Here is a 20,641-nt window from a genome sequence, read left to right as displayed (position 1 = left end):
CTTTACGCTAACAGAAAATCTTATGATCCAGTGACTCATAAACGATCTACCCCTTAAACTCAGCCAGCTTGTCCAGCAAAAACTTCAAATCCTGATCAGTATGATCGGTGGAAATCTGCAACCGGATTTCCTGCTCGTCCTTGGGAACAACCGGATAATTCAATCCGGTTACTAGAATATTATGGGCAAACAAATGGGCAACCAAGGCTGAGGTTTTATTAGTATCCCTGACAAAAATCGGCACGATAGGGTGTTCGCCCGGCAAGGTTTCATAACCTAAGCGTTCCAGCCCAGCCCTGAGAAAAACACTGAAACCATGCAGTTTTTCGAGCAGCCGCAACCCTTCATGGCTATCCAAAATGTTCAATGCCGCCAAAGAGGCAGCGGCTTCAGCAGGTGTAACAGGGTTAGAGTAAATATAAAACGGGGAAGTTTCACGCAAGTAATTTATCACCACCGGGCTGGCGACCACATAACCGCCATTAACGCCAAGCGACTTGCCCAAAGTAGCAATCAGGATATCCGCTTTTCCGCCCGTCACTTCTTCGATACCGCGCCCGCTCTGGCCAAAAGCGCCTATACCATGAGAATCGTCGACTATGCTTATAATCCCTTCTTCATAGCCTGCTTCATGTTGCTTACAGCAGGCATTAATCTTGTCTATCTGGGCATGATCGCCGCGCATACTGAAAATGCCATCCGTTACGACGCATACCCGTTTGAACAAGCCCCTATTGGTTGCAAGAATCTTATCCAGCGCATCGATATTTGCATGGGCATAAACCTCCTTCTTGGCCGGAAGGGATAAACGAATGGCGTTAATGATACAGCTATGGTTAAGAGCATCACTAACAACCAGGGTATCTTCTGATATAAATTGGGGCAGAACGCCCATCATCGTCGCATAGGCGGCACTGAATAGCATGGCCGATTCGCGTCCGTGAAACTCGGCAAGCCGTTTTTCCAGCTCTTTATGCGGCTGGTAGGTTCCGCTGATGAACCGCACCGCTCCGGGGCCAGCGCCATATTTTTCAACTGCTTCGGCTTCAGCTTTTATCACTAGGGGATGCAATGACAATCCCAGGTAAGAGTTTGAATTCATTCGTAAGAACGCCCTATCGCTATAGCCTTCAAGCTTATAGCGGATGCCAAAGCCGCTTTCAGCAGGTTTGATCCCGGTGACGATTTTCTCGTTGCCCTTACGCACACCTTGTTCTTCCAGGCTAATCAATTTGGTATTGAACAGTTGTTCTATTTTATTAAGCGACATAAGTGGCTACCTCAATTTTTTGTTCAACTTGACAGTGATTTGTTCCAGCATATCCTTGACCATTGTGGCCATATCATACTTCGCCTCCCAGCCCCATTCGGCGCGGGCGGCACTATCATCCATATGCCGGGGCCAGGAATCGGCAATCGCCTGACGGACTGGGTCAATTCGATAACTGACCGTAAAGTCGGAGAGGTATTTTTGTATTTCTGCCGTAAGCTGCTCAGGGGTAAAGCTCATGGCGGTAATATTAAATGCATTGCGGTGCTTTAGTTTTGCACTATCCACTTCCATAAGCGTGATAGCGGCGGTAACCGCATCCGGCATATACATCATGTCCAGTTGAGTATCGGCACGAAGAAAACAGTCATAATGGCGATTTTTGACCGCCGCATAAAAAATATCGACCGCATAATCCGTCGTCCCCCCGCCCGGCAAGGCTTTATTGGAAATCAGCCCCGGATAACGCAAGCCGCGTGTATCAACGCCATAATGGTGGAAATAGTAGTCGCACAGCAATTCACCCGATACCTTGGTAATGCCGTACAGCGACTTAGGCCGCTGGATAGTATCCTGTGGCGTATTGAAACTGGGTGTTTCAGGGCCGAAAGCGCCTATGGAACTTGGAAAAAACACGGCGCAATTGTGCGTTCTGGCGGTTTCCAGTACATTGATCAGGCCGTTCATATTGATATCCCAGGCCTCAAGCGGTTTGGTTTCGGCTACAACGGAAAGTAATGAAGCCAGATGAAAAATCGTATCACATTGATAGTGTTCAACTATCTGGTTAAGCGCGGGGGCATCACGGACATCCAGGCGACAATAGGGATAGTTCTGCGCCACTTCGCTAGCTGGCCGACTGTTATATCCGGTTGCGATTACATTTCCGGCACCATATTTGTCACGCAAAGCCTGCGCCAGCTCCACGCCGACCTGACCGCTTGCACCAGTCACTAGAATCTTATTCACTGATATTACGCGATATTGTTAATGTGTATGCCTCAATTGCTCTAGGCGGAACGCAGCTAATCTCGCGTTGTGGATTAACGCCGACTATTCTCAAGCATTTCCTGATTGCCATCTTCAATGTACCTTCATTCATATTGATCCCTAGAGCTATAAACCTCAATTAAAAGGGTTATTCCAGCTGAGACATCAATCATACAGTTTCTATCCAATCCCGATAAACAGGTATAGTAACGGTGTACTGTAATAAATGGTTTCAATCTTAGCGCAATTATCACCTAAATTCTCTTCCAAAAATTGCACTTATGAATTGAATTTGCGTCCAACGAGTATTAGATTTAAGGGTCAAGTCCACCTAGTTTAATCACATAGAAAACACCATGAATTTGAATCTGGAAAAAATAAATGGCTTTAGTGTGCTGACCATCCAGGACGAAAGGATCGACGCGCACAATTCGGGCGAATTGAAAGAATATCTGTTGCAGATGATAGAAGGCGGGGACAAGCAGATTATCGTCCAATTGGGGCATGTCCGCTTCATTGACAGCTCCGGTTTGGGTGCTTTATTGTCCGGCAATAAGCATATTGTCGCCAAATCTGGGCGGTTTGCGTTAGCCAATATCCAGAAACAAGTCCTATCAATGTTTGAATTGACTCGCCTCAACCGAGTGTTTGAAATTTATGCTGACTTGAATGAGGCATTCAGTAATGAAGGTTAAAGATTGCTTATGTGTTCATCATTTATACAGGTAGACGTTGTTATCCAGACACAAACCAAATATCTGGATTTGATCGGCAGCATTGGTGAGCGTATTGCCAAAGAACTGGATAATTTTACAGGCGACCGCGCAGCTTTGGCGTACCAGTTGAACCTCGTATTGACTGAAGCGACCGTCAATGCCATAAAACATGGGTGTGACAACGCCCCCCAAAATTGCGTTAGGGTGACGATCCATCTCCAAGAAAACGAATTAAACATCAAAGTGTTTGACCATGGACAGGGTTTTGATCTGGAAACAGTCCCGTTACCGGATTTTGAACATCCAGGGGAAAGCGGCATGGGACTTTTTCTTATACGCAGCTACATGGATTCGGTCACTTACACCCGCCAGAGTGATTACAATGTACTGGAAATTATTAAACACCTAAAATGAGGCTTACCTCTTGATGAAAACAACGATCCCATAGTCATGATGCTGGACGGACAACTGCATAGACAGGCCAAATCTTGGCAAGACACCTTCAAAGCGCTTGCCATGAGGGCATTGGGCGAGCAGAAGGGTAAACAAATATGGCAAAAATATCATGCCCTGTTTCCCGCAGACTACCAAGGGCTGATTTCACCGCGTTATGCCCTCAATGACAGTCTCCAGCTTGAGCATTTGATTACCTCGAAATGCGAAAACGTCAGCCTAATCAAGCCCTATCCAGACCATCCGCACTACCGCCTACATTTTTACAGTCTTCAAGAACGTTATCTGGATGAATTTATTCCCGTACTTGAAAACATGAATTTACGGGTTATGGATCAAGTCCAGTTAACCTTTTCTATTGAAGGTGTTGCGGCAACTATCAAGAGTTTCACCATCAAAGCGGCGAACAGCCAGCACGTCCCATTCAGACAGCTAAAAAACCAACTGCTGGAAACCATTCAAGCCGCTATGGAAGGGCGGGGTGAAAATGATGCGCTCAACAAATTGTGTGTGTTGACGGGGATGGCTTGGCAGGAAATAGATGTCCTACGCGCTTACCGGAACTATTGCCTGCAATTGGGAAACCGGACGACACGAGCGAGTTTCCACCATGCCTTTATCAACAATCCGCAAGTCGCACTTGGCCTGTTCCAGTATTTTGAAGCTCGCTTCAGGCCTAATCCCGACTGGGAAGACCCCATGTTCAGGGAAGAACAGGCCTTGTCCCCGCTACGACTGCAATTGTTGGACAGTATTGGTTCGGTTTCCGATATCAATGACGACCGGATTTTGCGGACTGTCTTTAACCTGATTGATGCGACGGTAAGGAGCAACTACCATAAACGCTGCCATCATCAAGATTACTTCATTGCATTTAAAATCAATAGCCTGGGTGTTATCGACATGCTTGCTCCAAAACCGCAATGTGAAATTTATGTCCATGCCGTCGATATGGAAGGTATCCATTTGCGGGGCGGCAAAATTTCTCGCGGTGGAATCCGCTGGTCTGACCGTCCCGATGACTTCAGGACTGAAATATTGGGCCTGATGCAAACGCAAGTCAACAAAAATGCCTTGATTATCCCGACTGGGGCAAAAGGGGGCTTTATCGTAAAAGGCGACGGTGCTAGACAAGATTTCAAAGAGTCCGGAAAACAAGCGTATCTCAGATTGATCCGTGGGATGCTTGATTTGACCGACAATTACCAAAATGGCACCATCGTTAGTCCTGAAAGCATTGTCGTCCACGACGACCCTGACCCTTATTTGGTGGTTGCAGCGGATAAAGGCACCGCCCATTTTTCGGATATTGCCAATGCAGTTGCTGTGGAATACCACTTCTGGTTGGGTGATGCCTTTGCCAGTGGTGGTTCTCGTGGGTACGACCACAAAGCATTAGGCATCACCGCACGGGGGGCTTGGGAATGCGTAAAGCGGCATTTCCGCGAATTAGGCAAAGATATTCAAAAAGAAGCGTTTACAGTGATTGGAATAGGCAGTATGGACGGCGATGTGTTCGGCAACGGCATGTTGCTGTCGCCCTGTATACGCTTGTTGGCGGCATTCAGCGGACAACACATTTTTGTCGATCCCAATCCAGCGGATAGTGATAGTGATGCGCCGTTCAATGAGCGTAAACGCTTGTTTGAATTGCCCGGCTCTACCTGGAATGACTATGACCGAAGCCTGATTTCTGGCGGCGGTGGCGTTTATTCCCGTGCCGCCAAAGACATCCCCATTTCCGCCGAACTCAGAAAATGGCTGGGCATACGCTATAAGGCGATAGATGGTGAATCCCTGATCCGTTGCTTGCTAGTCGCACCCGTCGAACTGTTATGGCTGGGCGGTATCGGCACTTATGTAAAAGCCAGCACGGAAAAGCACGAAGAGGTTGGCGACAGAAGCAACGACACTGTGCGCGTAGATGCTGCTAATCTGGGTGCCAAAGTGGTGGGCGAAGGCGCAAACCTGGGCTTTACCCAAAAAGCCCGCGTGGAATACAGCTTACGCGGCGGCCGCATCAATACCGATGCGGTGGATAACTCGGCGGGTGTCGATACCTCCGACCATGAAGTGAATCTAAAGATATTGCTCACTGGCTTACAGAAAAAGCAGGCAATCGCTGATTATCAGGTCATATTTATTGATATGACGGAAGCCGTTTGCCAATTGGTGTTAGCGGACAATGTCGCGCAGAGTCTTTGCTTATCGCTGGATCAACTCCGTAGTGCGGAAAACCTGGCGGTGTTCTTGCAAGTCGCGGAACGCTTGGAGGTCGCTGGGCTTTTGGATCGCGCCGTTGAATCCTTTGCAGAAACCAAAGAAATCAAAGCTAGACCCGGACAACTCATCTCCCGTCCTGAACTAGCGGACTTAATGGCCGCCAGCAAAATGTATTTGAGCCAGCAAATACAAGGTCAAATCGAGATGTTGCAGGATGAATGTTATGAGCGATATTTACAGGCGTACTTTCCAAGCCAGTTCAGCGTGCCGTTTAAACAGCATCTTGCCGAACATCCCTTAGCGAATGAAATTAAAGCAACCGTCATAAGCAATAAAGTCATCAACCAGACGGGCTGCGGCTTTTTAAGTCTGGATATTGACGGCGAAAATGGCGGTACATTGGATACTGTCAATTGCTATCTGGCTTTCGACCAGATATTACAGGCTGATGCTTTACGGCAAGCGATATGTGCGTTGGATAATAAAATCGCCACAGATCAGCAATATCAATTATTGATCCAGCTAGAAAAAAACTTGGCGTATTTTTGCCGCTGGGCGGTAGCACACGGCAGAACCATTCGGCCTGATACCGATACGATTAGTTACTACAGCCGTTATTTAAAAGACTATGAAAAATATGCCATTCAACATAACCCCGAACATTGGCAAGAACAATTCGATCAATACCAACAGGCACAGGTACCAACAGAATTGGCAAAAAAACTGGCCTTTATTGCCAATATCCAGGATTTCCCCTTCATTATGCTATTGGTGACCGAAACCCAGCAAGATTTTACGGTAATCCTGGGCTTATTGGACGACATCACCCAAACATTAGGTCTGGATGAAATCCGGCAACAGTTAGCCAACATGCCCCTGCGTGATATTTGGGAAAGAAAGGTGTCCCATGATTTGCGGGAAGACATGCAAAGCATCACAGGTCAATTACTGAAGAAGATCCTGTCAAGCAACGTCGAGACTTGTGCCGACTATTTTGGACATCAGGCTGAAAAGCAGCGGATCAAGCAATATCGGCGGCTTTATTTGGAAATCCAAAATTTAGTGCCTAGTGTGCTGTTACCTTATGTTGCCTTGATAAGGGCATTAGGGAATTTGCTTGAGGAAAACCTATAGCTCAATAATCAACTTAACAAAGCGTAAAGGTTTCACCCAGATTTAAAAACCATTAGCGTAATATCATCGTAAAAAGAGGTTCTTTTGCAAAATTGTTGTAATTCGGCAAATAGACAATCTATGATGATTTGCGGAGACTTCTCGGCATTTTGCAAAAGCACGGCCTTGGTGCGTTCCAGGCCGAAAAACTCTTTATTTTCGTTTTCAGCTTCGGTCAAGCCGTCGGTATAAAACAGGATCAAATCACCCTTCCCAAGCATCGTCGTTTTCTCTTCAAAAATAACATCTTTTTTAATTCCTAATATTAAGCCTTCAGCGTCCAGTTTCTTAAATTCCCCCTCAAACAGGCTGAATAACAAGGGCGGCGGGTGTCCGGCATTGGCAAATCTTAATCGTTGCGTGTGGATGTTGTATTGCAAATAAAACAAGGTGATGAAGTAGTCTGATTTATCTAAATCGTCAAACAGGAAATTGTTCAGGACATCTAGCGTTTCTGAAGGGGTCGCTAATACGTTGGTCTGCGCCCGGATAGCACTACGGGTTTCGACCATGAACAGGGCTGGGCCGATGGAATGACCGGAAACATCGGCAATAACCATATCCAGTTGAGTTTCTTTGCGAAAGAAATAATCAAAATAGTCGCCACCAACCTTGTCGGCGGGTAGACAAAAACCCGTTACCTCAAAATCATCCGACTTAATGGGGGCAGAGGGAGATAAAGTAGCCTGGATTTGTTGGGCAATCCTGATTTCATTCTGGGCAATCGCCAAATTGACGTGTGCTTGGCGAATTTGCTCCTCCGCCGCTTTACGGCCAGAAATATCGTGGATGAAGCCGCTAAAGATGTAAGCATTGCCGAGCTTTAAAGGCGAAACACTGAGTTCGACGGGGAATTCAGTGCCGTCACGGCGTAAGGCAACTTGTTCCGTCTGTTTGTTTAATATTGGGGCAAGGCCAGCCTGTAAAAATGTGTGTAGACCCTTGCGGTGTGCGCTGCGAAAACGGGCAGGGATAATCAATTCATCAAGACGCTGGCCTATCGCCTCTTTGTTTGACCAACCGAACATTTTTTCGGCACGTTGGTTCCAGTCGGTAATGATGCCGTAAGAATCCATAATGACAATCGCATTCATCGAGCTTTCGATAATCAGCCGTGTGCGTTTTTCAGACTCTATCAGCGCATCTTGAAAGTGCATCCTAGTGGTAATGTCCAGGTCAACACCGCGCCATTTCAGCAGCTTCCCCCCTGCATTGATGATCGGCAAGCCCGTCGATTCGGTCAGGATCTGTTGCCCATCCTTGTGTTGATAGTGGTTGACCAAGGCATAGAATGGTTGTTGGCTGGCGGCGTAAGACTGTTGGGATTCTTGGTCTTGGGCGGTCAAAAATTCCGTGTAATGTTTGCCGATGACTTGCTCCTGGCTGAAACCCAGGATTTGTTTGACGGCATTGCTGCTATATATGTAGTAACCCCTGGAGTCTTGTTCCCATAACCATTCACCAGTCATTTCTGCCATTTGCCGAAACCGTTCCTCACTTTCGATCAGCGCAGATTCAGCATCTTTCCGATGGGTGATGTCTTCATTGGCACTTTGATTATCAGTCTTATGTGTCATAAAAAGATCATTGTCTGGGTCGATAAAAAGACAGATTCAGATTCCGTGTTAGTTAAGGGAATAACTAAAAATTCAAAAACTTCCTTCTTCGTCCTCCAGGGATAGAGGCAGTGCGGCAGCGGGTATGGAATCCGCGCCATCTCTCAGGGAGAATGCTGGGATAAAGGGTCAAGTTAATCATTGGCGGATCAACTACGAAGCGAAATACTTCTGTGACGGGCTTATTTATTTCGATACTGGCCTTGCCTGCCACGGGTTGGGAAACGTCGAAATGATACATAACACGTTCTCCTGTCAAAATAAATGACCGACCTTGGACTGATTAAAGTCACAAGCCATCAAACTCAATTTATCCACATTAACAAAACTCGCATATTGGACAACAATATCAATAGCATGTTCCTAAGCGATAGTTGCTCTTGTATTAATTGTTCGGTCTATTGCCACCAGATAACAAATATATCTCCTGACCATATGAACGTTAGTTCCATACTGGCGTATTTGGGAAGGCTTACTTTCATTGACAACTAACAAATGGGTGTTATGTTAATTTTGTTGCTAGTTGTTTTAGCGTTTTAAGTTAAATCTGTTTAGGAGAAAATAATGCATATCTTGATATCTAAATCCATAGTGAGCATATTATCAGCTATAAGTATTCTCTTTGGTCTTTTCCTTGCTCAAAATGCAATGGCAAGTGAACATGAAACTGCGTGCAAGGATCATATACAAAACAAAATCGCTTGGGATAGTAATTCACCATACGACAGTTCCTCGAAATGGACAGAATCCAACTTGGAAAGCTTATGTAAGGGAACAAAAAATCCTAAAGAGCCTGGAGAATGTTTCCAAAAAGTAATGACAGGGCATGTGAAATGGGGTGATAGTGATAAATGGGATTGGAAAAATGCTGTCACTCTATGTGCAGGAACTGATAATTCTGATGAAAGAATTTCCTGTTTCAAAGGAAGTATAGATGCTGGAGAAAAGTGGGATGCTGCAGTTTTACAATGCCAGTCAAGTGGTAGAATTGTTATTCAGTAATTTTCATCACTCAAAGATCTCCCCGCAATAAGGTGTCTAAATAAATGAGTATGCCGGATTAGAGTTAGGGTAATCCGGCATATTTCAAACCTCCAAAATATTCTTTATGAATGGCTTATAGGTCAGGCAGAGCGAGGTATCAACGTAAATCCTTGGACAGTAAACTGGCATTCCCGCCAATAGCGGCGGTATTGGTGGTGACGGTTTGTTCAATGGCGAAGCGGCGCAAATAGTCCGGCCCACCAGCCTTCGGGCCAGTGCCGGAAAGCCCCATGCCACCGAACGGCTGTGCTCCGACTACAGCACCAATCATATTCCGGTTGATATAAATATTGCCGACTTTTGCACTTTGCTGGATAGCCTTGATGTTGGCATCAATACGGCTGTGGATTCCTAAGGTTAAGCCGTAGCCCGTTGCATTGACCTCATCAATAACCTGATCTAGTTTGGCTGCATTGTAACGAATCAGGTGCAGTACTGGGCCGAACACTTCTTGGGTGAGTTGTGATAAGGTGTTTATTTCAACTAATGTGGGAGGAAAAAAACTGCCATGCCGTAAGCTATCATCCAATGTTAGTTGACAAAGCAGTTTCGCCTCTTGCTGCATTTGTTTCAGATGGGCGTTTAATGGAATCAGCGCAGCCTTATCAATGACAGGGCCAACGTCGGTTTGGTAAATACCGGGATCGCCCATAGAGAGTTCTTTCATAGCACCTATCAGCATAGCTATGGCTTTATCCGCAATTTCCTGCTGCACAAACAACACACGCAAGGCTGAACAACGCTGGCCCGCACTGTTGAACGCCGATACGATAATATCTTGAACCAGCTGTTCCAGTAATGCCGAGCTATCTGCAATCATGACATTCTGGCCGCCAGTTTCGGCAATCAGGGGTACGATAGTCTGATGATGCTGTGCTAACTGCCGATTGATGAATTGCGCAGTTTCCGTCGAGCCCGTGAAGGCAACACCGGCAACTCGTGGGTCTGGCAATAAATGTTGCCCGATCAAGCTGCCACTAGCGGGTAAATACTGCAAGACCGATTCGGGTATGCCTGCTTGATGCAATATCTCCACACAGCGCATCGCGGTTAAAGCTGTTTGGCTTGCGGGTTTTGCGATAACGGTATTGCCTACGGCTAGCGCCGCCGTTACTTGGCCTATGAAAATGGCAATCGGAAAATTCCACGGACTAATACAAATAAAAACGCCCCGACCATAATAATAAAGTAGATTTTCCTCGCCAGTGACACCTGGCAGTTTTTTGGGTGTGCTGAACAGTTCTAGCGCAGATTGTGCGTAATAGCGGCAATAATCCACGGCTTCCCTGACTTCTGCCAAGGCATCTTTGATGGTGCGCCCGCCTTCGCGGATACATAAGGAAACTAATTCCAGCCGATGTTGCTCGATAAGGTCGGCGGCTTTCAACAAGCAATCTGCACGGGTTGTTACAGGGGTAAGCCGCCATTCGGTAAATGCCTGGGCAGCGAATTCTATCGCTTGTTCAATCGCTTTTTCGTCGGCATAGATCACACTGCCGACGGTTAATCTGTTATCAGATGGATTTTTGACTAGATGTTGTTCGTCGCAATGGTACCTGCCATTAATTATGGGGGCGGCCTGCCAGTGTTTATCTACTAAAGCGTTAAGGTTCTGCTGTAGCTGTTGTAATAAATCAAGATTAGCCAGATTTAAGCCTTCAGAATTAAGCCGTTGTTCACCAAATAACGATCTGGGCAAGACAATTTTAGGCTTCTTTATTGATATTTTAACCCGTTCAACAGGATCATAAACCAACTCCTCAACACTAATGTCAGCACTATCTATCTGATTGATAAAGGACGTATTGGCGCCATTTTCCAGTAATCGCCTGACAAGATAGGGCAACAATTCATGATAAAGACCGACGGGTGCGTAAATACGGCAAGGGATTTGCCATCTTTGGGTTTCAATGATTTCAGCATATAGAGATTCTCCCATACCGTGCAGCCGCTGGAATTCATAACCGGGATGGTGTTTGCCACTGTGAAAAATAGCGGCCAGGGTGTGGGCATTATGGGTGGCGAACTGCGGATAAAACACATCAGGCCGAGATAGAATCAGTTGTGAACATGTCAGATACGATGCATCAGTCGCCGATTTATGCGTGAACACAGGATAATCACTCAGCCCATTTTCCTGTGCGCGTTTTATTTCGCTGTCCCAGTAGGCGCCTTTAACCAAGCGCAATGGGATTTTTTTATGGTGGCTTTCAGCCAATGTGACAAGCCAGCGAATAACGGATAAAGCCCTTTTTTGGTAGGCCTGCACCGCCAAACCTAATCCTGACCAGCCGCTTAAATCAGGATGTATAAAAACGTTAGCAAAAATATCCAGGGACATATCCAGGCGTTCGGATTCTTCTGCATCGACAGTGATGGAAATATTGGCTGTACGCGCCTTCTGTGCCAGCGCCAACAATTTATCGGTTAATTCCTTAACCGCCCGGACATGCTGCAAAGGCTCGTAGCGCGGACACAGTGCTGATAATTTAACCGAAATCCCAGGGTTGGCATATATATTGGTGGACGGGGCATGTTCAGCCAATGCTACTATTGCTGAAAGATAAGACTGGTAATATCGCTCCGCATCGTCTGCTGTTAAAGCCGCTTCACCCAGCATATCGAAAGAATGGCGATAGAACTTTTCTTGCTCACTACGCTCAATTGCTTGTTGTATAGACTCAGCGAATACAAACTGTTCAGCTAGGTAAGCCATAGTCTGCTTTAGGGCTGTGCGAATGAGTGGCGCTCCGATGCGATTTAGTAGTTGCCCGAAGACCGGAAACCAATGCTGATCAGCGAACAACACATGTTCTTCAAATTGTCGGGTAAACAACAGGGCTTGGCTGGACAGGTTGACCAGAAAAGAATCGCTATGCCTCAGATGGTTTTGCCAGTCGGCATGGGTGAGCTTTTCCTGTAAAAACAGGTCTTGGGTATGGCTGTCAGGGATACGCAGCAAGGCTTCGGCAATGCCCATTAAAACGATGCCTTCCTGTGAATTGAGCTGATATTCGCGCAGGAACGCTTCAATTGTGGTTTGTGGGCCTTTTTTTGCCCTGACCGCATTGACCAGCGTTTTGGCGCAGTCGCCAACCCTCACTGGATCGTAAGAGTCCAATTGGGTTAAAAGTCCTTCAAGAATTTTGTCCTCATCCGCTAAATAAGCCTGATTGATGGCGGCTCGCAACGCGGTTAATGTTTCATGAGTCATGTTCTTCGGAGGCTTTTTCTGCATTGAATATTTCCTGTTCAATTTGGTCATAGGAGTAATTGGTTAATGGTATTAGTAGATAAATTTAGACAGAAGAATTCGAGCTGATTTAAACTGATCCTAAATTTCAACTGACTCCATCGGTTCGACATATTACTGATAAAAAAGTGTATTTTTATTTTTCAATCCATTAGTGAATAATTTCAATGACAAATAATAGTTGGTCAGTAGCAGATATTTGTGATGAGTTCCCTAGCAGTTATAGCGTCCTACCCCAGATTTTTCGTCCTTACGGGAACATAAAAAAATGCCATGGAAAAATTGAAACGGTTTTGCTTGAAGCAGATAACAGGAAGCTGATTGAGCTACTGGGCAACGAAGGTAACGGGCGTATCGTTGTAGTTCAATGTCCGCAACAAGAATCGGCACTATTTGGCGATCAGCTTGCCAAACTCGCAATCGACCATCATTGGGGCGGGGTGATCGTCCACGGTGCAATAAGGGATATTGGACAACTGCGTGAAATGCCAATTTGCGTATTCGCATCCGCCATTTACCCTGTTCGTGGACAGCAAAATGGGGGTGGAGAAATAGGCGCAATGATTAAAATTGCTGATACTGTAATACGACCTAACGATAATATCTACGCCGATGAGGACGGCATCATAACTTCCACTAAAGAATTGCTTTAGCTATTAAAACCCACAGTTTTATTCTAAAAAAACGAAACATCAGCGACTAATGCCAGGGCTGCTTCAGCACAGTCAGTCGAGATGGCGACCAAGGCAAAATCATCATCACGCTCAATAAAGCGGACACTGCGTATACTGATACCGGCATCAGTGAAGCATCGTGCTATCTGTGCTATTACGCCCGGCTGATTTTTCAGTTTAACTAAACATGGTGTCTTCGGTAACAACCTGTAGCCCTGCAATTTCCCTAAGCACTGCAAGGCACGATCATACTGGTCAATATTGAACACAATGACGGCATTGTCGTCAACTGATTTTGCCCCGCACTAGCGGACGCTCGGCTAAGAGAGTAACCTCTACAACCGAGGTCAACCATGAAAACCAAAAAAGAAGAAACGACAACAACACGATCTGTCCGCAACAACTACACAGCACAGTTCAAAGAACATACATTGGAACGGGCTGATAAAGACGGCATCCCCAAGGTGGCACATGATTTGGGGCTTGCCGAGTCCATGCCCTATTACTGGTGGGCAGAACGTCGGCAAACAGGACAACCCTTTGATGAGCAAAGCCCCAACAATCTGAAATGGCTAGGCTTAAACGGGACAACGCCCACCTGGAAGACGAGGTGGCCTACTTAAAAAAGGCAGCAGCATACTTCACCAAACTGCCCAAGTGAAGTATGTCATGAGACCTTTGCACGAATCCAAGCCAAAAACGGGTAACATAGAACTTTATCCAAGTCCGAGTAATAGCCCATATCCTGGAAGAACTTAGCCCAAACCAGCTTGAGCGATCCCTTTGTCAAGCACCTCGAAGCCTTGGAAGAACTGGACGGCATCCACCAATTGATCGACTGGAAGCCGATAGAACAACAGATGTCTGGAGTCCATGCCAAAAAGCAAGGTGAGCAAGCCTAGCCGCCCTTGCTGATGTTCTCGGCACACCGCTTCGCTGCCCCTGCATCGCCGCCTAAAGCGCCTGCTGTTGGTGTCCTGCAGTCGAAGGCGCTGTTGTTGTAAAGCGGGTATGGCCTGATCAACCCTAGGCTGGAGAAGCAACTGGCGCGGGACTTGCTGTTCCGGCGCTTCATCAACCTAGGGCTAAGCGAAAGCGTACCCGACAGCACCTTGGCGATTCCGCAACACGCTAGCCCAGCAGGGCTTGCCGGACACGTTAAAGCGCCGAGCCGGGTGGGATCACTTCCTGATGCGCGAGGCCAACAAATCACAAGGGGAGTTCAGCCTGATAGTGCTGGCGTATAATTTCACGCGCGTAGTGAATATTCTTGGCATGGGTGCGCTCAGGGACTGTTGCGTCCGACGCACTGAAACCAAGGTGGTTATCATTGGCTATGCATAAAATGGGGCTAAAGACCCAAGTTTTAACTGTTAAACTGGAGTTCATCTAATAATGAGTTGGCTTATCCAGATAAGTGCTTAAAGCGTTGACCATTTTTCAAAAAAAATGCCGGAAGCAGTTAGAGGACAAGCCAGCTTTTTGAATTCTTTCATAGTCTCATATGCAATCCTCGCCGTAATCCCTACTGGTGTGATGGTTATTTGAAGAATTGTTGATTCGGCTGAAAGCTTTACGAAATCAGGAAGATATATTAATTCTGCTTTGTCTTAGGCAGTGATTCCTTTGGAAGTGGCTTTTTGGTTGATAGCTGTTCTTTAGAATTGATGCTTTCTTTGTGGTCTTGTGCAGTTGCGATTTGCAACCAACCATTGACCTCGGTCAAATTATCTTCACTGATCATACCTATCGCTTGCATAAACCGCATCCGGTTTTTGACGTAGCTGTATTTGGCTTTTGCCAAATCCCGCATGACACTAAACTCTTCTTGCTGGGCATCGAGTACATCATTCATGGTTTCAGCACCGTATCCGAATCCGGTTTCCATCGCTTCTCTGGATTTGCTGGCGGATTCCAGTGCTTTTCGCGTTGCCTTAATGCGCCTAACGCTGGCATTGGAGTTTAAAAAAGCGTCGCTGGTTTCTTTGGTCAAGGCACGGATCTTAGCTTCTTTGTCGTACTTGTTGAGCGTCAGTTTGTATTGGGCTTCCTGTGTTTGTCTGGTGGTCACGCCGCCGCTGAAAAAAGGCACATTGACATTGATGGCCGCTACCTGAGTTTCGGTCTGTCCGGTGCGGGCACTTTGGAAACCGGTGTCGGTATTGTAATAGTTCAGTTGCAGTTCTACGACGGGCAAATGTCTTGATTTCTGCGTGGCGACATCGTGATCGGCGGCTTCGATTGCTTGTTGTTGTGCAGCCAAGGTTGGATTTTCACTTCTAGCAACTGCCAACCAATCTTCCAACTTGCCTTCGAGTTCCTTGTATTCTATTTCATCACGCAGTTTAAGTAATGATACGGGTGAAGTATTAGTGAGTTCTTTCAAGCTTTCTTTTGCCGTAACGAGCTTTGCTTCTGATTCAATGATACTGGCTTTGACTTGATCAAGGCGGGATTCAAGAGCATATAAATCGGTGATTTTAACCAGTTGACGGTCAAATAGCTTTTGTATTTGCTCCAGTTGTTGTTCAGTGATTTCCTTTTCGCTATTGAAAAAACTGAGTTCATCATCGGCTTCCAGCACGTCAAAATATTTTTCCACCACATTGAACAATAACGCATGTTGGGATTCAACGTTTTCTAGGGAATATTGATTTTCAACGGATTTTGCTCGCCGCCAGTTCCAGAATTTGGGGAAATCGAGCAAGGTCTGGTTTAACGAAACCACGTACCGAGTTCCGGTGTAATCATCCACCTGCCTGCCGGATTCCTGCTTGTTAGTGGACCAGTTGCCCGTACCCGTAACTTGGGGCAACATTGCTCCCAGTGCTTGACCTTTTTGCGCGGTTCCTATTTGAATTTTGACTTCGGATGACTTAAGTTCAGGGTCGGCCTCCAATGCTTGATGGTATATGGTTAGTAAATCTTCTGCATAACCCGTTCCAGATGCTAAAACGATAAGCACCGCCATCAATATTGTGCGTTTTTTCATAGTTTCAGTCCTCTATAAATGCCCTGGCAAAGGTATTGGTGATGGGCTGTGTCAGGTACTCGAATACCGTCCGTTCGCCCGTATTGATGAATACTTCCGCAGGCATACCGAGCAGCAATTCCAGTCCCCGCAATTTAACGTAGCTGTCCGGTGTCAATTCAATTTGAGCCAGGTAATACGTGTTGCCGCTACGTTCCTCCGTCAACTTGTCTGCCGACAAATTGATGACTTTGCCCATCACCTTCGGAACCAGGGCTTGTTTAAAGGCACTGAACCTGACTTCCGCAATTAACCCTGTCCTAACCCTATCAATATCGATAGGTGATACCTGCGCGTCGATAATCAGTTCTTCTTGTTGCGGCACAATGTCAAGTATCGGTTTACCTGGTGTGATGACACCACCGACATTATGCACCGACAAGCCGAGTACCCGTCCACTTGCTGGGGCTTTAATGTCTGTACGTGTAACTTTATCAGATGTGGCTGTAAAGCGTTGGGAAACATCATAAAGTTCTGCCTGTACCTCACCTAATTTGCCGACGACTTCTTCCTGGAATTTTTTTTGCAGTTGTAGGATTTGTAATTTCGTTTCGCCGATTTGTATTTCACTACCTGCAACTTCAGAGGTTAACCCCGCGATTTCTCCAATAACGGAGGCATGGTTACGTTCAATATCTCGTAATCTTTGTCTATCGGCAAAACCTTGCGCCAATAGCTCTTTCAAGTCTTTTACCTCTTCTGAGTAAGAAACCATCAGTTGTTGCTTACTGCTGCGTTGACCTTGTAAGCCATTAATTTTTGAGTTTAATTGACTGATCCGCTGCTTTAAAACAGTCGTTTCGCCTTCAATAGAGTTTTTTCTGGCCTGAAAAATCTGGTTTTCACCCTGTCTTGCTTCGACGATATGGGCATCGGATAAATCCTTCAAATTATCGGGAAAGCTTATCTCATTCAGGTTATCCCGTTCAGCTACAAGCCGTGCCATCTGTGACGATAAGGCGATCATTTGGCCGCGCAGAATTTCCAATTGCGCGTTGACCTCAGTGCGATCCAGCTTCAACAGTACATCGCCTTCTTTTACGATGTCGCCATCTTTCGCCAGTAATTGGCTGACGATCCAGCCATCCAGATGTTGTACCGTCTTGCTGTGCGATTTCACTGTGACATGCCCAGGTGCCAATGCCGCGCTATCAATAGGTGCAAAAAAACTCCAGGTACCCAATATGCCAAAAGTTATCACCATAACCGTAATGCCAATATTCCTGATGGGACGCTCATCAGTCATCAAGGAAATGTCATCGTTGTGCGGATCAGTGTTACGTCTATCTTTCATTTTATGACATCCTGTGTTGGGCAAGCGTCTAGGAAGGACGGGAAGCCTGGCTTGCCAGGACAGGTGCGGGTTTAACTAACTGTTGTTGCAATTGCGCCAACACCTGGTCGCGTGGCCCGTAAAGTCCAACAGCACCGTCATTGAGTATCAGCAGTTTATTCACATTAGCCAAAACATTGCTGCGGTGGGTAATGACCACAACCGTGACTTTTCTTAATTTTAGCCGTTGGATAGCATTACTGAGTGCCAGTTCGCCTTGTTCGTCCAGATTAGAGTTAGGTTCGTCCAGCACGACAATGACGGGATCGCCATATAAAGCCCGCGCCAAGCCTATGCGCTGGCGCTGCCCACCTGATAGGGCACCACCATCCGCGCCGATAAAGGTGTCATAGCCATTAGGCAAGCGCAGAATCAGCTCATGCACATCTGCCATTTTAGCGGCACTGACGACCAGTTCAGGATCAAGATTGCCAAAACGAGCGATATTTTCGCTGATGGTGCCTTCAAATAGTTCGATATCCTGGGGCAGGTAGCCAACATACGGACCGAGTTCATGACGATTCCAAACGAAGACATCCGCGCCATCAAGCCGTATATTGCCGTTCGCAGTCGGCCAGATCCCCAGTAACGCCCGTGCAAAAGTTGATTTTCCAGCACCACTAGGGCCAAGTACGCCGACCACATCGCCCCTGTCGATTTTTAGGGTAATACCTTTAAGGGCTGACACTTTAGCACCCGGTGGTACAACGGTTGCTGCTTCAATACTAAAAGCACCTACGAGCTCTGGCAAAGACATTCTTTCGGTATCAATCTGGGTTTTCAGTAATATATCGTTTAAGCGATTATATTGACTTCGGGCACTAATAAAGCCTTTCCACGACCCGATCATGATGTCGATAGGTGCCAACGCCCTGCCCAGCAAAGTTGAACCAGCAATCATCATGCCTGAGGTGATTTCATTTTCTATCACCAGATAAGCACCCACCGCCAAAATCAGCGATTGCGAAGACATTCGGATTAATTTTGATAACGCGCTCATCAAGCCAGCGTGCAAACTTGCCGTCGCCTGTAACAGCAAAATCTGGCGGGTGCCTAAAATCCAGCGTTTCTGCACATTTCGCAGCATACCCATTGACTCGATCACTTCGGCATTCCGCAGGTTCTTATTGACCAGATTGCGTCCAGTAATAGCCAAGCCATTAGCTTCATTCAGCATTTCACTCGTCAATTTTTCATTTAGGAAGGCGACTATGATCAACACAATGGCAGTGGCAACAGCAGTCCAACCGTACCAGGGATGAAAAACAAACATGACTGCAATGTAAATCGGTATCCACGGTGCATCGAAAAAAGCAAACAAGCCTTGTCCGGTCAAAAATTGCCGCAATGCCGTCAAATCATCCAGCGGTTGTGAACTGCCCCTGATACCGCCGCTATACAGTGATTGCTTATAAGCCACATGAAACAAGCGTTCGTTAAGCATCGTTTCCAAACGACTGCTGACCCTGACCAAGACCTGTGAACGCACCCATTCCAACATTCCCATCGTAACAAACAGCACCAAGACGATGAGCGTCAACATCAATAAGGTCGATAAGTTTCCCGTTGGCACCACGCGGTCATATAACTGCAACATGTAAATGGTCGGCACCAGTTGCAGGATATTGATTACCAAACTGAAACCCGCCGCAGTGATGAACGCGTTCTTGCACAGCAGGAGTGCTTCGTGCAAATCAGACTTGCTTGTTTTTTTCATGGCTGCGAAACCATAAAGAAGCTATCGTTAAAAGTTGCGTTCATTATCATCATAAATTCCATCCCCTGTAGATATTGCTTGTTTGCAACTACTACAAAATAGACTGGATTTATAATTTGACTCAGAATTTACTCTTGGATTTTCAATAAGTTTTGAAGTGATTTTTGGGTCTGGTGGCGAAGCAAATTTACCACAGTTGGTGCACCACCTTCCGCCATTATGCTCAATGGTGCTAGTCTTCTTACAACTTTGGCAAATTGTTAATTCTGGATTTTCAACATTTAAACCATATTTGATACTTGGTTTTTTAGTGGGAGTCTCTACAATTGACTCAAGAGGAAGCTCAGCAATTGACTCAACGCGCTTACAACTAAAATTATTTGCCTCAAGATGTTTAATTAAGGGGTCAAAGCCCTTATCTGAAGAAAGAATATAGCATTGCGTATCAGCGTAACTCTCAAACACCCTGCCCAAAGTAAATGCGATATGAAAATCTAGCGAGTTTTTGCCATACCCGTCAATTTTTTGATAATCAATGCGAACATATTTATTCTTACTATCAATTTTCTTTTTAATCTTAGGCTCTGGTTGATGATGTCCTACAAATACGATCGCTGAATAACTTGCATCCAGAGCAGACAAATCAAGATGATGCTTGTTTTCATAATCAACTAGCAGTAATTTTCTAGGCATATTTAAACACTCCCACCCATGCCTTCAATAAACGTATCAATGAAAGCCTGAATCTTCTCAGCCACTCGCCCCAAAATGGTTTTACGCTCTAATACTTTAGGCTGATAGTTCAGTGCATCTTTAATTTCTTGGGGTCTAGGCAATCGACTGGCAAACTCATACGTTTGCAATAGTTTCTGTAGTTGCTCTGGTTGAATCTTTTCATCAGCACACAACTGCTCAAAGGCAGTTTGTTTATGCTTAGACCAATAATCGCCAAACTCACCAATCACATTGTCACTTGGTTGAAGTTTAGGCAGGTTTTCTTCAATGAATTTTTCAATAAGTTCACGTTTGCTACGCAGTTGAACTTCACCTGCCACCAAATCAATGATTTCTTTTTGACGTTTCTTAGCCTCTTCAGGATTAAGATTTTTGAGGCTCATCAATAAATTCAGAATATACGCCACATTGAT

At 45.9% G+C, this 20,641-nt stretch carries 20 protein-coding genes; 8 read left to right on the top strand and 12 right to left on the bottom strand.

Translation table 11 applies throughout. The features are described from left to right. Positions 1-46: 46 nt before the first annotated feature. From AC1YY3_RS06275 to AC1YY3_RS06265, 3 genes are read right to left on the bottom strand one after another with little or no spacing between them, the layout of a single operon-like run. A complete protein-coding gene (locus AC1YY3_RS06275; RefSeq protein ID WP_481823390.1) occupies positions 47-1,270 on the bottom strand; it encodes an aminotransferase class I/II-fold pyridoxal phosphate-dependent enzyme in 1,224 nt (407 codons plus the stop codon). Positions 1,271-1,276: 6 nt separating this feature from the next. Next, the gene (locus tag AC1YY3_RS06270; protein WP_481823389.1) at positions 1,277-2,239 is read right to left on the bottom strand and encodes an NAD-dependent epimerase/dehydratase family protein; all 963 of its coding nucleotides are present in this window, start codon (positions 2,237-2,239) and stop codon (positions 1,277-1,279) included. Continuing rightward, positions 2,232-2,372: a DUF6494 family protein gene (locus AC1YY3_RS06265; RefSeq protein ID WP_481823388.1), complete on the bottom strand. Its 141-nt coding sequence runs from the start codon at positions 2,370-2,372 to the stop codon at positions 2,232-2,234. Before AC1YY3_RS06265 ends, AC1YY3_RS06270 begins: the two co-directional genes overlap by 8 nt. A 244-nt stretch (positions 2,373-2,616) precedes the next feature. Between AC1YY3_RS06265 and AC1YY3_RS06260 the strand changes: the two genes are divergently transcribed. The 3 genes from AC1YY3_RS06260 to AC1YY3_RS06250 are packed head-to-tail and all read left to right on the top strand — an operon-like array spanning position 2,617 to position 6,786. Continuing rightward, on the top strand, positions 2,617-2,955 hold the full coding sequence (locus AC1YY3_RS06260) for an STAS domain-containing protein (RefSeq protein WP_481823387.1): 339 nt from the start codon (positions 2,617-2,619) through the stop codon (positions 2,953-2,955). Positions 2,956-2,964: 9 nt separating this feature from the next. Next, complete coding sequence (locus AC1YY3_RS06255; RefSeq protein WP_481823386.1) at positions 2,965-3,390, top strand: ATP-binding protein; 426 nt, start codon at positions 2,965-2,967, stop codon at positions 3,388-3,390. Positions 3,391-3,426: 36 nt separating this feature from the next. Next, the gene (locus tag AC1YY3_RS06250; protein ID WP_481823385.1) at positions 3,427-6,786 is read left to right on the top strand and encodes an NAD-glutamate dehydrogenase domain-containing protein; all 3,360 of its coding nucleotides are present in this window, start codon (positions 3,427-3,429) and stop codon (positions 6,784-6,786) included. A gap of 32 nt (positions 6,787-6,818) precedes the next feature. Here AC1YY3_RS06250 and AC1YY3_RS06245 read toward each other — a convergent pair whose 3' ends face one another. Together AC1YY3_RS06245 and AC1YY3_RS06240 are read right to left on the bottom strand one after the other, a co-directional pair. Beyond that, positions 6,819-8,402: a SpoIIE family protein phosphatase gene (locus AC1YY3_RS06245; RefSeq protein WP_482194373.1), complete on the bottom strand. Its 1,584-nt coding sequence runs from the start codon at positions 8,400-8,402 to the stop codon at positions 6,819-6,821. A gap of 64 nt (positions 8,403-8,466) precedes the next feature. After that, the gene (locus AC1YY3_RS06240) at positions 8,467-8,682 is read right to left on the bottom strand and encodes a hypothetical protein (protein ID WP_481823383.1); all 216 of its coding nucleotides are present in this window, start codon (positions 8,680-8,682) and stop codon (positions 8,467-8,469) included. A 350-nt stretch (positions 8,683-9,032) separates the two neighbouring features. Here AC1YY3_RS06240 and AC1YY3_RS06235 point away from each other — a divergent pair, with 350 nt between their 5' ends. Further along, positions 9,033-9,443, top strand: coding sequence for a hypothetical protein (locus AC1YY3_RS06235; protein WP_482194372.1), 411 nt, complete (start codon positions 9,033-9,035; stop codon positions 9,441-9,443). A 139-nt stretch (positions 9,444-9,582) separates the two neighbouring features. Here AC1YY3_RS06235 and putA read toward each other — a convergent pair whose 3' ends face one another. Continuing rightward, the gene (putA, locus tag AC1YY3_RS06230) at positions 9,583-12,723 is read right to left on the bottom strand and encodes a bifunctional proline dehydrogenase/L-glutamate gamma-semialdehyde dehydrogenase PutA (RefSeq protein ID WP_481823381.1); all 3,141 of its coding nucleotides are present in this window, start codon (positions 12,721-12,723) and stop codon (positions 9,583-9,585) included. A 182-nt stretch (positions 12,724-12,905) separates the two neighbouring features. Between putA and AC1YY3_RS06225 the strand changes: the two genes are divergently transcribed. Next, a complete protein-coding gene (locus AC1YY3_RS06225) occupies positions 12,906-13,391 on the top strand; it encodes an RraA family protein (RefSeq protein ID WP_481823380.1) in 486 nt (161 codons plus the stop codon). A 23-nt stretch (positions 13,392-13,414) separates the two neighbouring features. Here AC1YY3_RS06225 and AC1YY3_RS06220 read toward each other — a convergent pair whose 3' ends face one another. Beyond that, on the bottom strand, positions 13,415-13,681 hold the full coding sequence (locus tag AC1YY3_RS06220) for an ACT domain-containing protein (RefSeq protein WP_481823379.1): 267 nt from the start codon (positions 13,679-13,681) through the stop codon (positions 13,415-13,417). Between the two features lie 84 nt (positions 13,682-13,765). Between AC1YY3_RS06220 and AC1YY3_RS06215 the strand changes: the two genes are divergently transcribed. The 3 genes from AC1YY3_RS06215 (at position 13,766) to AC1YY3_RS06205 (ending at position 14,659) form a co-directional block, all read left to right on the top strand. Continuing rightward, positions 13,766-14,035, top strand: coding sequence for a hypothetical protein (locus AC1YY3_RS06215; RefSeq protein WP_481823378.1), 270 nt, complete (start codon positions 13,766-13,768; stop codon positions 14,033-14,035). A gap of 147 nt (positions 14,036-14,182) precedes the next feature. Next, a complete protein-coding gene (locus tag AC1YY3_RS06210; RefSeq protein WP_481823377.1) occupies positions 14,183-14,314 on the top strand; it encodes a hypothetical protein in 132 nt (43 codons plus the stop codon). Positions 14,315-14,467: 153 nt separating this feature from the next. Beyond that, on the top strand, positions 14,468-14,659 hold the full coding sequence (locus tag AC1YY3_RS06205) for a hypothetical protein (RefSeq protein WP_481823376.1): 192 nt from the start codon (positions 14,468-14,470) through the stop codon (positions 14,657-14,659). Between the two features lie 347 nt (positions 14,660-15,006). Here the strand turns inward: AC1YY3_RS06205 and AC1YY3_RS06200 are convergent, their stop codons facing one another. From AC1YY3_RS06200 to AC1YY3_RS06180, 5 genes are all read right to left on the bottom strand, one after another. After that, the gene (locus tag AC1YY3_RS06200) at positions 15,007-16,404 is read right to left on the bottom strand and encodes a TolC family outer membrane protein (RefSeq protein WP_481823375.1); all 1,398 of its coding nucleotides are present in this window, start codon (positions 16,402-16,404) and stop codon (positions 15,007-15,009) included. A gap of 4 nt (positions 16,405-16,408) precedes the next feature. Further along, positions 16,409-17,737, bottom strand: coding sequence for an HlyD family type I secretion periplasmic adaptor subunit (locus tag AC1YY3_RS06195; RefSeq protein ID WP_482194371.1), 1,329 nt, complete (start codon positions 17,735-17,737; stop codon positions 16,409-16,411). Positions 17,738-17,765: 28 nt separating this feature from the next. After that, positions 17,766-19,493 carry a type I secretion system permease/ATPase gene (locus tag AC1YY3_RS06190; protein WP_482194370.1) on the bottom strand — a complete coding sequence of 576 codons (1,728 nt, stop codon included), beginning with the start codon at positions 19,491-19,493 and terminating at the stop codon, positions 17,766-17,768. Positions 19,494-19,520: 27 nt separating this feature from the next. Further along, a complete protein-coding gene (locus tag AC1YY3_RS06185) occupies positions 19,521-20,186 on the bottom strand; it encodes a PIN domain-containing protein (RefSeq protein ID WP_482194369.1) in 666 nt (221 codons plus the stop codon). Between the two features lie 2 nt (positions 20,187-20,188). Beyond that, on the bottom strand, positions 20,189-20,641 hold a 453-nt coding region (locus AC1YY3_RS06180; RefSeq protein ID WP_482194368.1), incomplete at its 5' end, for a type I restriction endonuclease subunit R, EcoR124 family.

The sequence above is a fragment of the Methyloglobulus sp. genome (assembly GCF_964779595.1).
This window is presented reverse-complemented; position numbering and strand designations above follow the sequence as displayed.